The sequence below is a fragment of the Sphingobacterium sp. UDSM-2020 genome, from assembly GCF_016132525.1.
GTDB lineage: Bacteria > Bacteroidota > Bacteroidia > Sphingobacteriales > Sphingobacteriaceae > Sphingobacterium > Sphingobacterium anhuiense.
On sequence record NZ_CP066166.1, the window covers coordinates 4,282,508 to 4,296,686 of the forward strand.

General features: G+C 36.6%; 11 protein-coding genes. 7 read left to right on the forward strand and 4 right to left on the reverse strand.

The annotated features are described in order from the left end of the window. The first annotated feature begins 128 nt into the window (after nt 1–128). Nucleotides 129–2,495 carry a TonB-dependent receptor gene (locus tag JAZ75_RS17975; protein ID WP_208697231.1) on the forward strand — a complete coding sequence of 789 codons (2,367 nt, stop codon included), beginning with the start codon at nt 129–131 and terminating at the stop codon, nt 2,493–2,495. A gap of 146 nt (nt 2,496–2,641) precedes the next feature. On the opposite strand, the gene JAZ75_RS17980 is transcribed toward JAZ75_RS17975, so the two are convergent. Next, nucleotides 2,642–3,313 (reverse strand): DUF6624 domain-containing protein, encoded by a 672-nt coding sequence (locus JAZ75_RS17980; protein ID WP_208697233.1) that lies wholly within the window; start codon nt 3,311–3,313, stop codon nt 2,642–2,644. 141 nt (nt 3,314–3,454) lie between these two features. Beyond that, nucleotides 3,455–4,066 carry a hypothetical protein gene (locus tag JAZ75_RS17985; protein WP_132840399.1) on the reverse strand — a complete coding sequence of 204 codons (612 nt, stop codon included), beginning with the start codon at nt 4,064–4,066 and terminating at the stop codon, nt 3,455–3,457. Nucleotides 4,067–4,276: 210 nt separating this feature from the next. Between JAZ75_RS17985 and JAZ75_RS17990 the strand changes: the two genes are divergently transcribed. Further along, entirely contained in the window at nt 4,277–4,753 is a 477-nt protein-coding gene (locus JAZ75_RS17990; protein ID WP_208697235.1) for a hypothetical protein, read from the forward strand. Nucleotides 4,754–4,899: 146 nt separating this feature from the next. Here the strand turns inward: JAZ75_RS17990 and JAZ75_RS17995 are convergent, their stop codons facing one another. Further along, nucleotides 4,900–5,448, reverse strand: a complete 549-nt coding sequence (locus JAZ75_RS17995) for a hypothetical protein (RefSeq protein ID WP_208697237.1) — start codon at nt 5,446–5,448, stop codon at nt 4,900–4,902. A 372-nt stretch (nt 5,449–5,820) separates the two neighbouring features. On the opposite strand from JAZ75_RS17995, the gene JAZ75_RS18000 reads away from it, so the two are divergent. Together JAZ75_RS18000 and eptA are read left to right on the forward strand one after the other, a co-directional pair. Next, nucleotides 5,821–6,648, forward strand: coding sequence for a phosphatase PAP2 family protein (locus JAZ75_RS18000; protein ID WP_208697239.1), 828 nt, complete (start codon nt 5,821–5,823; stop codon nt 6,646–6,648). Next, nucleotides 6,629–8,155: a phosphoethanolamine--lipid A transferase EptA gene (eptA, locus tag JAZ75_RS18005; RefSeq protein WP_208697241.1), complete on the forward strand. Its 1,527-nt coding sequence runs from the start codon at nt 6,629–6,631 to the stop codon at nt 8,153–8,155. Before JAZ75_RS18000 ends, eptA begins: the two co-directional genes overlap by 20 nt. 79 nt (nt 8,156–8,234) lie before the next feature. Here the strand turns inward: eptA and JAZ75_RS18010 are convergent, their stop codons facing one another. After that, on the reverse strand, nt 8,235–8,444 hold the full coding sequence (locus JAZ75_RS18010; RefSeq protein ID WP_208697243.1) for a methyltransferase type 11: 210 nt from the start codon (nt 8,442–8,444) through the stop codon (nt 8,235–8,237). 291 nt (nt 8,445–8,735) lie between these two features. Here JAZ75_RS18010 and JAZ75_RS18015 point away from each other — a divergent pair, with 291 nt between their 5' ends. From JAZ75_RS18015 to JAZ75_RS18025, 3 genes are all read left to right on the forward strand, one after another. Then, the gene (locus JAZ75_RS18015; RefSeq protein WP_208697245.1) at nt 8,736–9,353 is read left to right on the forward strand and encodes an RNA polymerase sigma factor; all 618 of its coding nucleotides are present in this window, start codon (nt 8,736–8,738) and stop codon (nt 9,351–9,353) included. Nucleotides 9,354–9,418: 65 nt separating this feature from the next. After that, nucleotides 9,419–10,393, forward strand: a complete 975-nt coding sequence (locus tag JAZ75_RS18020) for a FecR family protein (RefSeq protein ID WP_208697247.1) — start codon at nt 9,419–9,421, stop codon at nt 10,391–10,393. A gap of 126 nt (nt 10,394–10,519) precedes the next feature. Further along, complete coding sequence (locus JAZ75_RS18025) at nt 10,520–14,167, forward strand: SusC/RagA family TonB-linked outer membrane protein (protein ID WP_232789254.1); 3,648 nt, start codon at nt 10,520–10,522, stop codon at nt 14,165–14,167. The last annotated feature ends 12 nt before the right edge of the window (nt 14,168–14,179 follow it).

Sequence of the window (14,179 nt, forward strand, 5' to 3'; positions counted from 1 at the left end):
ATTTATTTATATATTTGGCACGTTAATTTTAATGAGTCTAAATAGTTCGCTCGATTATGTCACGAATTATTGATCAATATTATTTAATTTTTTGAAATAACTATACCTCAATTTAAACAAATAACAAAATGAACTACGGAAAGTCTCTCCATAGCTACACCTTAAAAAGCACGTTGCTTATAAGCTGTTGCTTGAATTTATGGATGACAGCATCACCTATATATGCCAAGGAATTAAATAAGCATATTGATTTGAATACTGTTGACGTTACTAGTATTCCTGTTAAGCAAGCTTTTGGGAAGGTAGAAGGGATTGTTAGCAATGCTCAAGGTGCCCCGATTTCAGCAGCGTTAGTAAACATTGAAGGTTTAGGAAGTACAAAAACAGATCCTCAGGGACGATTTATCCTAGATAAGTTACCATTCGGTCATTACAAGTTGATCATCAAAAGTTTAGGTTATTCAGAGCTTTCGGAAGATATAACCGTTTCGGCTGTAGCTTTGAGACTCTCAGGTTTGGTGCTTGTTGGTAAGGATAATAATCTTGATGAGGTTATTGTCACGGCTAGCCGATTGGTTGAACGTATCGATGAAGTACCTTCTTCTGTTACTTATATCAGTCCTGCAGCTATGGAAGTGCAACGTCAGATCAATGATAATCTTCCCAACATGTTAATGCAGAAAGTGCCCAGTATTTCACCGAGTGAGGAGAGTCAGAATAACTTTATCGCAAAAATTCGGGGGCGTAACTTTTTAGTGCTTATAGACGGAATTCCTCAGTCTACTCCCTTGCGTAACGGTGGCCGTGACCTGCGTTCTATCGATGCGAGTGCAATCGATCATATTGAGGTAATCAACGGTGCGTCGGCAATGTATGGTAACGGTGCAGCTGGCGGTATTATCAATTATATTACCAAGAAACCAAAAAAGGAAAAATCATTTAGTTCATCTACTTATCTTAACAACGCGATCAACCTTGTCAAGCCTAGTGAAACGTACGGTTATAATTTGGCACAAGTTTTTTCTGGACAGGTGAATAAGTTTGATTATTTGGTTCAAGGCAAGATTGCTAATTCGGGTGTCATCCGTTCCTCAGATGGTGAAGTTGTAAGTCCTTTTTATGGCTTAGGTGAAACACGTTCTTATAATACCCTTGCAAAGATCGGATACAACATCAGTGATAACCATCGCATAGAGGTTATGGGTAATTATTACCGGAGTTTACAAGATAGTAAGTATGTGGGAACAAAAGGAGAGTTTGGAGTTTCTCCTGCTATCGGGATACCATTAGATACAGTGATCAACGGAGGTACCCCCTACAATAAAGCCTTGAATATTAAGTATGATGGTAAGTATGGTAAAACAGATGCTAATCTTAGTCTTTACTATGAAGATATGAATACAGTGTTTGAAACCTATAATCAGATTTATTCGGATCATCAGGGAGCTCGTCTCAATTTTAACACTCCTTTTGATCTACAACGAGAGAACAAGTTAACATTGATCTATGGTGCAGATTTTCTGAAAGATCATACTGTGCAAAAGGGAATGAAAAATGAATTTGTTACCCCTGATATGAATATGAACAGTGTCGCCTTTTATTTACAGAGTAAGTTTAATCTTGCTCAATATTGGATATTAAAAGGAGGTGTTCGCTATGAAAGTCTTCGTTTTAAAGTTGGAGATCTAATGAAAGGTGATAAATTAACTGTTGGTGAAAAGAATAATTCCGATGCATTTGTATTCAACTTGGGATTGCGATATAATAAACTAAAGTACCTGCAGCCCTTTGCATCTTTCTCTCAAGGTTATTCTATTGGCGATGTTGGTTTGGTTTTGCGAAATGGAGTGCCATTAAGTTCTGTGAATCCAAAGCCTGTGCTGGTGAATAATTATGAAACAGGTATCAATGGTCAATATGGTCAGTTAGATTATCAGTTGACAGGGTATTACAGTACCTCAAAAAAGGGGAGTACATTCGCTGAAATCGGAGCCCCTGGTAACTATGAACTTATACAGGTGCCACAGCGGATCTATGGTCTCGAGCTTGTCGCTAATATCAAAGCTACCGATTGGCTCGCTCTGGGTACAGTAATCGGTTATATGGACGGTAGACAGGATCTTAAGAATGAAGGCAAGTATAAAGATAAATTGGACAATTCTATTATATCTCCTTTTAAACTTAATTTTAATGCTGATTTTAAGATCACAGATCAATGGAATGCCTATTTGCAGATGCTTCATATAGGTGGACGAGATGCGTTTCCGGTCGAAGCTTACAATTATGGAAAGTATCCGATAAGTGGTTATGATATTCTGGATTTTCAGACACGATACAAATTTAAAAATATGGCATTGACGTTTTCTGTTAATAATTTGCTCAATGCAAACTATTATCCGGTACACGCTGAAGTCCGCGGTGCGACAAACGAAGGAAGGTATTATATAAAAGGTAGTGGGGCTGTAGCTAATCTAGGTATCGCTGTTCACCTTTAGCATCAAGCTCAGCAGACTTGTGCTACTCTGCGTTTCATTACGATTTGGAGTTGAGCACACAAAAGCCACTTCTTTATAAAGAAGTGGCTTTTGTGTGCTCAACTGTAGGAAAAATGAAGTTCTTCATGAACGTAAGGATTTCGGGGTTACTGTTTCATTTTTTTTATAGCTTCTTTTATCTCAGGTAAATCCGTATTGTACTTTTCTATATTCCATCCAGGTACATATTCTACCATGGGTGGAAGTCCCATAGCAGCTCTTCTTTTGTCAAGATTATTAATGTCCATAATTGGATAAATAAAATTTTTCTTAGTCTTTTTGTCGGTAAATCCCTGACTTCCGTACGGCTGTTCTTGGCCTTTTCGGACGGCAATTCTATCTTTTAAGATGGCCAAATTACTAGAAAGGGTTTTACCGTTCTTTTCAGCCTCCTCGACTATTGGTAGATACTTTTCCTGAATAGTTAAATTTGCATGCTGAATAACTAAAAATAGACCTTGACTGGCAAACATACCGATGTCCTGTGGTCCCATCCAGCCATCATGGTCAAGTATTTTTGTAACTGTTATCAGATTGAGCGAATCGGCAATTCGAATATTATTGGATGCAATGGCTAATTCATTTTTATCAGCACCATTTCTAGCAAGTTGTATATACTGTTTTCGATATTCTTGATCTTTAAAGAAGATCGAATCCAATTCCAATGCTACCTCTTTTTTGAATTTGGTGCTGTCAATGTTAAATGAAGTCACCTTTGCATATGAATTTGAAAACCCTAAAATGTAACTTGCTAAAAGTAATATTATTTTTTTGTCCATATATATGTTTATTTTAATTGATCAAAGGAGCTTTTTACATTTATGTTGGGAAGGTGATCGTTTCAATTTATGCATTGCTGTCAAAAATGATATTTTTATTTATGATTTTTATGCCATAGGTCAATAGTTCGCAGTACTGATTTAGGATTCAATCTGAAGTGCAAGTATTGTTTTTCCATTATTTGATCTGTAGACTAAAATGCTGGAAAGAACTAAATCTGCTATATCATGCCCCCATATTCCGTATTTACCATCTGTTTCATTTCGATTGTACATGGTCGTTCTTTTCTCTAATGGAACCGTTTTCACCGTAGCACTATTTTCTTCTTCCTCATAGAGGATGTAATATTGTTTACTGATTGCATGTAATAACTGTTCTCTGGTAAAACCCTTTTCTGATGTTATCGTGAACTTATATTCCTTGTTTAAGGGATAGTCTATAAGTATTTCTACTGAAGAGTTGTTCAGTACAATTTCATCTTTATTATGAAGATTGGCCATGTCTGCATCGGGTTTTTCTAACTGTATCCAAGGAATGAAACCATCTTCATAATCATTTACATTATCTGTTTTTACTTGAAAATTAATCGTGTAAATCAGCTCTCCAAGTGTTGAATAGTCTTTGTTTAATGATAACTGTTCTTTTTTCTCTATGATTTCTGCTGGATCTTTAGAGTTAATTGCATGATGTCCATGACAACTAAAGAATATAACAAGTGAAATAATATAGAGCAGGTTCTTATAGTTAAACATGTTACTTGATATATAATAGGTATTATAAGCTATATAAATATAGCAATTGATTTCTTTAAAAATCACAAGACCATGAAATTAAGTTTGTAATTGTAGGGGAGTGAAAAATAGCAGCTTGTCAATGGTTGTATCTCAAGTTAAGACGTTAACTTCAACGATTTCTCTTGAACAATATGGTGTTTTTAATTGTTAATACTCTAAAGTATAATTATGGAAGAAGATAAATTAAATATGGACACCCGTATTATCGCTTATGATAAGCATTATGGGTTTGTTGAAAATCCGAATGATTTCAACTTTGGATATAATCCCCATCGTCTCATTGTCAAAAACTATGCTTTGAGAAAGAATGATAGAAAAGCGTATGAGAGTTATCTGACCACTTTTTTCCCGGAACTGGCTGCGATCGAACTAAAGAATTTTGATACAGAAGTTAATTACATTAGACATTTTGACAATGAGGAGCTTGCTGCCTGGTTGGCTAGCAACGATATACAAGTCGTAGAATCTGATATTAGTTGTTCAGATCCTGATGCAATCTTTAAAATGGTTTATGTGCCTGAGTCTGAAAGCCCCACGTCATATGTTATTAAAGAGGAGGACTTTATATTGAATAGAATATTGCCGGGAGACCTCATTAAGGAACCGAATAAAACATGGATCAACATTAAAAAACCTAAATTCTAATTTTTTTACATTAAAACCTTTTCTTTAAGGAGTATATTTGAAAAGTGAATTAAATTAACCACTTTTCAAATATACCCTATACCTAAATATGACAGGATTCTACATTACATGTGATGATTCCGGTTAATTCAGATGGACAACATCGCTTAATCCCACTTTACATTCAGGTTGTTTTCGGTTGCAAATTCTTTTCCTAGCGCTACTAAAGAGTTTAATCTTTTTTCAAACTCAGCATTGTATTTTTGTTCTATTGAATTTGCTATTTTATCTTTTTGCTCTTGAGGAGCTTTGGTGTCACAAAGCTGCGCATAAGCAGTATATTCATTTTTATATACCGGCAATACAAATTCATATAGTGCAATGGCTTGTTTTTTGATTTCTTCTCTATCATCACTATTGGCTGATAGTGCATTTAGATCCTTAAGTACTTTTTCCAAATAGAGAATCTTATTTTTAATAATATCTGTCGCTTCATTTCCGTTCTTTTTGCTGGAAGGAATATCTGGATATTCAATTGTATTATCATTAAGTTCTTTTGTCAGTCTCGGTGTTCCAAAATCGGAAATCATGTTACTATTTAAAATAGCAACACCAAAGAATTTATCTGGTGTTTCCGCACAGGATTGTAATAGGATAGAAAATGTTAAAAGGAGGGTGCATACCTTAGCAAATAATGATTTAAAAGTACTCTTCATGTAATTTTTTTTTTAGTTTTTAATGAATTATCTGTTTTAAAACAGAATCTACCTGATAAATCAAAAACTGAGCCATCTACTACTATAATTTACAATGATCAGGATACACTGTTTATAATAAGTGCTTTTCATTTTGAAATATAATTCGACCAGTTATAGCTGGAAAAATATTTTAGGACTTCAATGAGCTGAGATTGTCACTCGAGATATTCATAATATTTCGCAACGTTATTTTAAATGTTGATTAAGATAGTGATCATTTTTGTGTAAACCGGATAGGTTGATGAAAATTTCAATTATTTTTTCGGAATAGTAAACAAATTCTAAATTTCTTCTAAATCTCGCCATTGTTTTGCTACAAATAAATGCCAGATGAACAATTATGTTATTAATAACTGTATCAAGCTCAAATACGCTTTACTTATTACACCTTTGTTTTTTTTAACAGCAATAATTTTATTTCTGTATTTAAAGAATGCCTTGCAAGTTGATCAATACATTCTTATTCAGAGCGATTTTTTCTATTTTTTGAATGCAACGTTATCGCAGTTTCCTACTATTATAGTTAACCTTACGCAACTTGGAGATGAAATCGTTATATTATCCTTATTAAGTATTTTCGTACTTTATGCTCCTAAGGTATGGGAGGCTTTAATTTCCTCTTCACTAGTATCCTGCATATTTACTAGCTCATTAAAAAAAATATTTGCTGTACCACGACCCGCTGCAGTATTTGATCCTCATTCTTTCGTGATTATCGGAAAAACACTCAATGGACATAATAGTTTACCTTCTGGGCATTCGGTTACGATTTTTACTATACTTACGGTATTATTATTTGCTTTTATGCCCAAGAAGTTAAATTATAAAATACTGTGGTATTTATTTATTATCGGGATGGGATTGATTCTCGTATTGACGAGGGTCGGCGTAGGAGCGCATTATCCGCTTGATACCGTCATTGGTGGTATTATTGGCTATGTTTCGGGACTATTAGGTATTTTTATCAATAAAAAATATGCGATATGGACATGGGTTAATCAGAAAAAGTATTATCCGATTTTTATACTATTTTTTTTGATCTGCATCATGTCAGTTATCAGTAAAATAATGGATCAAAATCTGTTTATTTTTTATGTTGCACTTGCTAGTTTAATTATCTCCTTATACAAAATCATCTATGTTTACAATAAAAAATAATTTAAAAATAGCTCATTTTGCTATACTTATGAGTATAATGAATTTTATATTCTTTCATTATGCATTTTTTACCTTTGTTTTCAGTCATGTAGATTATGGCAGTGTGAACAGTGTGATACTCATCACGAGTTTAATTATTCTTATGTTGGTGCTTAACGCTTTTGTTTTTTACCTGATCTGTTCTCTATCACGTTATGTTGGAAAGTTTTTACTGATCTTATTCTTTAATATTAATGCTATTGCAGTTTACTTTGTGAATACTTATGGTGTCATTATCGATAAAACGATGATTGGTAATATAAGCAATACGAACTATGCTGAATCAAGTAGTTTCTTTTCAATGAAACTGATTTTTTATATAATAGTATTGGGAGTTATTCCGAGTTTTTTCATTTTTAAAATTAACATTATCACTGTAACATGGAAGAAATTTGCAGTTACTTCCTTGTTAACTCTCTTGTTTATTTTTGCGCTGGTCCTCGCAAATGCGAGCAACTGGTTGTGGATTGATAAAAACTCAAAAGTATTGGGAGCATTAGCAATGCCCTGGTCTTATTCGGTTAATACGGCTCTTTTTTATAGTGACAGATATAAGAGTAATGAAAAGGAGATTTTGTTACCAGATGCTAGATTAAAAGATCATCATAAATCTGTAGTGGTTTTAGTCATCGGTGAATCAGCAAGGCGAGAAAATTTTTCACTATATGGCTATAACAAAAATACGAATCCCTTGCTTTCAAAAGTGTCCAATTTATTTCATTTTGATGCAAACTCAACAGCAACGTATACCACTGCAGGTGTAAAATCTATTTTAGAGCATACCAATACCGATAAGTTGTATGAGATTTTGCCTAATTATTTATATCGAAATCAGGTTGATGTCATTTGGAGGACGTCTAATTGGGGTGAACCACCCGTGCATATTAAAGAGTATCAAAATAGAGAGGTTTTATTAGCAAATTGTAAAGGAGAAGGATGCAATTACGATGAGTTGCTCCTTACAGGACTTAAAGAACAGATTTTATCCAGTAAAAGAGATAAAGTATTGATCATACTGCACACCAGTACTAGTCATGGACCTACTTATAGCACCAAATATCCAGCTCATTTTGAAACTTTTAAACCAGTATGTAACAGTGTTGATTTGGGGAAATGTTCGCAAGCGGAACTGATCAATGCATATGATAACACCATAGTCTATACAGATTATATGCTAAATAAGGTTATTGAAGATTTAAAACAGTTACCGAACTATCATAGTGCCATGATATTTGTTTCAGATCATGGAGAGTCTTTAGGAGAAAAAAATCTATACATGCATGGTGTACCGATGAGTATTGCTCCTAAACAACAGTATGAGATACCTTTTATTGTTTGGGTATCTGATGGTTCTAGACAGGTTAAATCGAATAAAATGCTATCTCAGAATCATGTTTTTCATAGTATTCTGAATTTTTTAAGTGTAGAGAGCCCTATCTATAAGGATAGCATGAGTATTTTCAATTAGGTGTTGGATATTGATTTGTTTCAATAGGATCTTTAGCACAGGTTGTTTTTGATTTTTTAACCCATCTTATTTTTAACCTTTAAAATAATGCTTCGCAAGTATAGCCCATTCTTTCAAGACAAAAAATAACCTTGTGATTTGCTATTTCAAAATTCTCAATCCGCAAGATATTGTCGCAGTCATCAAGATCGAAATTGATTTTATACTCCGGATTTTCGTTGGAAAGAATGACAGTTAGAAGTTTTGCTTCTTTTTGGTTTGTTACATTTGTTCTAAATATCTGTACCATAGTTATTGTATAATTTGATAACCAAATATAAAATATTGCGTTCTTTTTTTGCTGTAAATAAATGCAGAAACGGACAAATTGAGGGTTGAAACGGCTAGTAGATTTGAAATTTAATATCGCTATCAGCTAAGCAAAAATATTTTTGACCGTCCATCGTGATCATGCTTATCCTTTTATGGGAATAGGTCTTGAGGAGTTTTACTCTATCCTGAGGCTACTCCAATAAGGGTGTCGTAAGGTTGATGGTAAGTTAATATTGGCGTAATATCTTCGACCTATCTTTGTCAGGTCATGTCTACCCAAACCAAGAAGGAAATCCTTTATTTGTCTCGATTTAAAAATGGAGATCCACGAGCTTTTACCTATTTTTTTGATTCTTACTGGGAAGAGTTATATACAGTAGCTTACCGGCATTTGCAGGATGAAGCGATTTCGAAAGATATCGTTCAGGAAGTATTTATTCAGATTTGGGAAAAGCGCCACCTGCTTAAGGAGGATTACGAATCGTTAAAACCTTATTTTTTTAAGGCAATCAAGAATAGGATCTTAAATCATTATGCAACAGAGAAGGTACGTGAAAATATCATGGAAAAGATGCTGTATCGGATGGATAAGTTTACAGCCCTGAGCGATACTACACATGCGCAGTACCAGGAACTAGAAAATATAGTAGATCGTTCTGTAGCCAGGTTACCCAAAACCATGCAGGCTGTATATCTTTTGAGAAATGATAATTACTCCATTCAACAGATTGCTCAAAAACTGAGTATTGCTGAGCAGACGGTAAAAAATCATCTGTATGAAGCAAAGAAAATATTGAAGCAAGATCTGACGCAACGATTCGCCGACCACGATGATATCTTTTTAGTTTTAGCAAGTGCTTACCTGTTTCATAATTTCTTAACCTAAAGAAAACAGTTTCTTAAAGTATTTTGAAGCTCTTCACCTGTAGTAAGTAAAACAACAGGAGAAAAGTGAATTTAGAAGAGTTTAAAAATATAATACAGCGTTACCTTGAAGATAAATTGTCTGAAGAGGAAAAAAATACCGTGGATAGCTGGTATGATGAGGTGTCTTCTGGTACAGCAGATCCATTTACAGATGAACAGCATAAAACCAAAGTAAAGGAAGCGATATTTGCGGCATTTCCTCCTGCCATTCAAGCAACTAAAAAACAGGCGCGCGTGGTACGGCTCCGCTGGATTTCTATTGCGGCTTCAGTTTTGATCTTCGGTATTTCAGGTTTGTTAATCTATCAAAGGTCGCAACCCTTCCGTCAAGATACCACGGCGGCTTCAATTGTGTTCACACAGATTTCGACGCGCCCAGGTGAACAAATGGAGTTGCAACTTCCAGATCATTCCACCATAATGCTAAATGGAAATACTCAGGTTCGCTATCATGAACAGGAGTATCTGCAAAGCCGAAAAATTTACCTGGATCAAGGAGAAGCCTTTTTTAATGTGCAACGCGATACCCTACATCCGTTTTCTATCGAAACGGGAGCATTGACCATTGCTGTGCTCGGTACTTCTTTTAATGTCAATAATTCCGAGCAATCAAAAAATATTACGATCGATGTTAAAACGGGACGTGTGCGTGTCGGGAGCAAGATAAATCCATCATTACACGTGCTTACAGCAGGAAAAAGTTTACAATATGAAAAAAATCTGGGGAGCTATATACTGTTTGATACTAATGCTGATCATGCCGATATCTGGACACGTGGAGGTATTTTAATGTCTGGCGCTAATTTTCAGGAATTGCAGGAACTTATTTACAACCGTTATGGCTTGATCTTACGCAGCGACAGCTTGGATACAGATCGTTTTAGTTATTCGCTGCTTTTACCGCAGGTAAAATCGGTCGATCAGCTTCTTCATATGATCTGTCATATTCATCAAATTAATTTTAGAAGGGAAGGAAATGAAATAATACTACATCAATAAACTTAAAACAGTTAAAGTTGGGAAACTTGGGGAGTTTCTCAATAAAAAGTGCTCATCTGGCAAACCGCAAAATCGACCAGTGAGCACCCTTAATTCATGTTAAATGATAAACATTAATGCAAATATATGTATAAAATTACGAAGCTCAGCACATTGGCTGCTGCATTAGCTTTCAGCTCATTTGTATCGATCTCTGAAGTTACAGCAACTTCAATTCATGCCCATAGCAGGCAAGTTAAATCAGAAGGAATCAATATCCATCTAAAAGCAGGTAATGCTTCGCAGGCGCTCATGCTTCTATCGCAGCAAACTGGTCTCGGTATCGGTTATGACAAGCAAGTTTTACAATTGGAGAAAGTCCTGGTAAAAGAGCGCACTTTTCAAAATGCAAGCTTTGAAGAAGTATTGCGCTATATTTTGAGAAATACCAATATCCAGTCAAAAAAGGTAAATGGTGCTGTTGTTTTGGTGACCGAAGAAGTGCAGCAGACCTTTAACGTGCGTCTGCATGTCAGCGATAATGCACTCAAGCCAATTGCTGGAGCATCTATTAAAATTAGATCTAGCGGTCAAAGTGTGCTGACCAATGCTAAGGGAGATGCCCAATTGAAAGTTCCGGCGGGTACTTATAACATCTTGGTTAGCCATATTTCTTATGGAACCAAGGAAATAAGTGCGCTAAAGATAGATGCCAATTCTACTGGGGTACAGTCTGTCATTTTAGAAGAAAATAAAAATGAACTGGGAGAAGTGGTCGTCACAGCTCTGGGAATCAAACGGCAGGACCGTTCACTTGGGTATGCTGTAGGTACAGTGAAGGGGGAAGATCTGAATCGGGTGAACAATGATAATTTTATGATTGCGATGGCAGGAAAGGTTCCGGGGGTTACGATCAGTGCCACGGGTCCTACAGGTTCTTCGGTGAGTATGGTGATTCGTGGTGCTTCATCTTTAAGTACCGATAATCAGCCTCTATTTGTCGTTGATGGGGTGCCGATCATGAATCAGCTTAACAATATCGGTCAAATCGGTGATGATAATAAAGTCGATTATGGCAATGCGATATCCAATATCAATCCAGAAGATATTGAAAATATTTCTGTTTTAAAAGGACCCAGTGCCGCGGCTCTGTATGGATCGCGAGCTGGTAATGGCGTTGTTTTGATCACAACCAAGAGCGGTAAGAATGCGGAGAAAATGACGATAAACGTGACCAGCAATACCGTTTTCGATATTCCTTATCATTACATTGACTTGCATAACAAATTTGCAAGTGGTACCATGCCCTGGAAACCTGGAGATCTTGCCGGCGATCTGAAGATTGAAGAGGAATCCAGTTATATGGTGGGGCCTGCTTTGGATAAAGGGTATAAGGCCATCCAATGGAATAGTCCACGTGATGCCGATGGAAATCAGATCCCGACAGAACTAAAGTCTTACCCGAATAATATTAAAAATTTTGTACAGACTGGAATAACGAGTACCAATGGCATTTCGTTGGCTAATCGCAGTGAGCGACTCGATTATCGTTTTTCTTATTCTAATATGAACAATAGAGGTATTGTACCTAACGCCGATTTGTTTAGAAATACGTTAAATATTAATGCAACGATGCGTCTACGGCATAATCTTTCATTGGGAATGTCTCTGGATGCTAGTCGAAACAATTCAAATAATCGTCCGGCTACCAATCGCGGAACAAATCCTTTGCAGGCGGCATATGAAGTTGCACCTCACATCAATATCTTAGATCTGAAAGATTATTGGATGCCTGGACAGGAGGGGTTACAGCAACGCTCGCAGTCAATTGGAAATTTTAATAACCCTTATTTTTTAGCCTACGGTGTCAATAATGGTTTTGTGCGCGATCGTGTATTCGGAAATTTGCGCTTGGATTGGCACATTCGGAAGGATTGGAATATGATGGTGCGCTATGCGACAGATGTGTACTGGGAGAATCGGGAGACTAAAATACCCTATAGCTATACCAATGAACCACGAGGTGCCTATGGTATTGTCAATCTGATGAATATGGAACAGAATATTGATTTTCTGACTACTTATAATAAAAAGGTAGGCGACTTTCATGCAACAGGATCGCTTGGTGGTAATCTCCGTTATTCTAAATCAAATTCGGTACAAAATGCCTCTAAGAATGGTGCTGGCCTAACCACTCCTGGTTTGTACAGTCTTTCCAATATCAGTCCGCTGAACTTGGATTTTGCAAGTAGTCTTTCAGAGCGTGCTGTCAATAGCGTTTATGGGTTGATCAATCTTAGTTATCGGGATTTGGTATACCTGGATTTGACAGGTCGAAATGATTGGTCAAGTACTTTACCCGCCGCCAATCGTTCTTACTTCTATCCGTCAGCATCCCTGAGCGTATTGGTCGACCGTGTTTTTACGTTGCCAACGGCTGTGAGTCTCTTCAAGTTGCGGGGTGGTATCGCCCGTGTAGGAAATGATACCGGAAGCTACAATTTGTTTAATGTGCTGAGTAATCCCGGAAGCTGGGGTGATGTGTTGCGTATCACACGTTCTGGAAAGCTTCTTTTACCCAATCTTAAGCCAGAACAGGCTACTTCTTACGAGGTTGGTACTGATCTCGGAATTTGGAAAAACAGATTAAAATTTGAAGGGACCTATTATACGTTAGACAATAAAAATCAGATCATTTCTACGACATTACCGAGCTCGAGCGGATTTAGTTCGAGAAATATTAATGCGGGACTACTGAGTAGTAAGGGGATAGAACTGGCATTGTCTGGACGTCCCATTGAAAAGGAAAACTGGACCTGGGATTTAGGTGCTAACTGGTCACGTAATCGCACACGTATCAATGAGCTCTCGGAAGGTGTTGAATTTCATACTTTCTGGACAGATGGTCGAGGTGGAGCACGTACCTATGTAGGAGAAGAGATAGGTGATCTGTACGACTCTAAACTCGTGACTGTTGAAGATCCATCATCTCCCTATAACGGTTATCCTATTTTAGATAAAAATGGTTCTTGGCAGGCTGTACGTATTAATAATAGCCGTAATAAGATCGGCAATTTTAATCCTGATTTCAGTATGGGTATCCAGTCCTCACTGCGTTATAAAAAATGGACAATTCACCTTGCCGCTGATCTGCGTTTTGGAGGTAAATTTATGTCTCAAACTTACCGCTATTTTGAATCGAACCTCACTACACAACGATTTTTGGATCAGTTGATCAATCCAAATGGACTGACAGGAGAGTCATTGCGGAATTATTTGATTGAAAATGACCTGGTTCGTGTACAAGGCAATCGTTATCCTATTGTTGGAGGGCCAGGTGATGAATATGGGGGCTATCCTGTCAATGTGGGTGGAAATGTTGGAAACTTCGGCGTATTCAATCCAGGAGTTATTGCTGAATACGATGCTCAGGGTAATATCAAAGGATATAAGGAAAATCTCGGAGGTGAGGGGACAAAGTATATCGCTTATTCAGACAATTATCCTTGGGATTTTATGAATGCAGCCACATTTGACGCATCATTTATCAAATTAAGAGAACTGTCCTTTAGTTATGATTTGAAAGGAAAATGGCTTACCCGTATGGGCATCGATGGTGGAAGTGTAGGGGTCTATACGCGTAATTTACTTTTATGGACAAAGGCTAAGGTCGGAATTGATCCAGAAATGGCATTTCAATCTGAGGTCGGAGTCGGTTTTAAGCAGGGGATAGAGCGTTACAACGTGACTCCTTGGGCTATGCCTATCGGATTTAAAGTTAATATCACATTTTAATATAAAGCCAAC

Bases quoted from the DNA above. Each gene is read 5' to 3' on its own strand.
- JAZ75_RS18000 (WP_208697239.1), top strand. From the start codon at position 5,821: ATGAACAATTATGTTATTAATAACTGTATCAAGCTCAAATACGCTTTA.
- eptA (WP_208697241.1), top strand. From the start codon at position 6,629: ATGTTTACAATAAAAAATAATTTAAAAATAGCTCATTTTGCTATACTT.
- JAZ75_RS18025 (WP_232789254.1), top strand. From the start codon at position 10,520: ATGTATAAAATTACGAAGCTCAGCACATTGGCTGCTGCATTAGCTTTC.
- JAZ75_RS17990 (WP_208697235.1), top strand. From the start codon at position 4,277: ATGGAAGAAGATAAATTAAATATGGACACCCGTATTATCGCTTATGAT.
- JAZ75_RS18010 (WP_208697243.1), bottom strand. From the start codon at position 8,444: ATGGTACAGATATTTAGAACAAATGTAACAAACCAAAAAGAAGCAAAA.
- JAZ75_RS18015 (WP_208697245.1), top strand. From the start codon at position 8,736: ATGTCTACCCAAACCAAGAAGGAAATCCTTTATTTGTCTCGATTTAAA.
- JAZ75_RS17985 (WP_132840399.1), bottom strand. From the start codon at position 4,066: ATGTTTAACTATAAGAACCTGCTCTATATTATTTCACTTGTTATATTC.
- JAZ75_RS17975 (WP_208697231.1), top strand. From the start codon at position 129: ATGAACTACGGAAAGTCTCTCCATAGCTACACCTTAAAAAGCACGTTG.
- JAZ75_RS17980 (WP_208697233.1), bottom strand. From the start codon at position 3,313: ATGGACAAAAAAATAATATTACTTTTAGCAAGTTACATTTTAGGGTTT.
- JAZ75_RS17995 (WP_208697237.1), bottom strand. From the start codon at position 5,448: ATGAAGAGTACTTTTAAATCATTATTTGCTAAGGTATGCACCCTCCTT.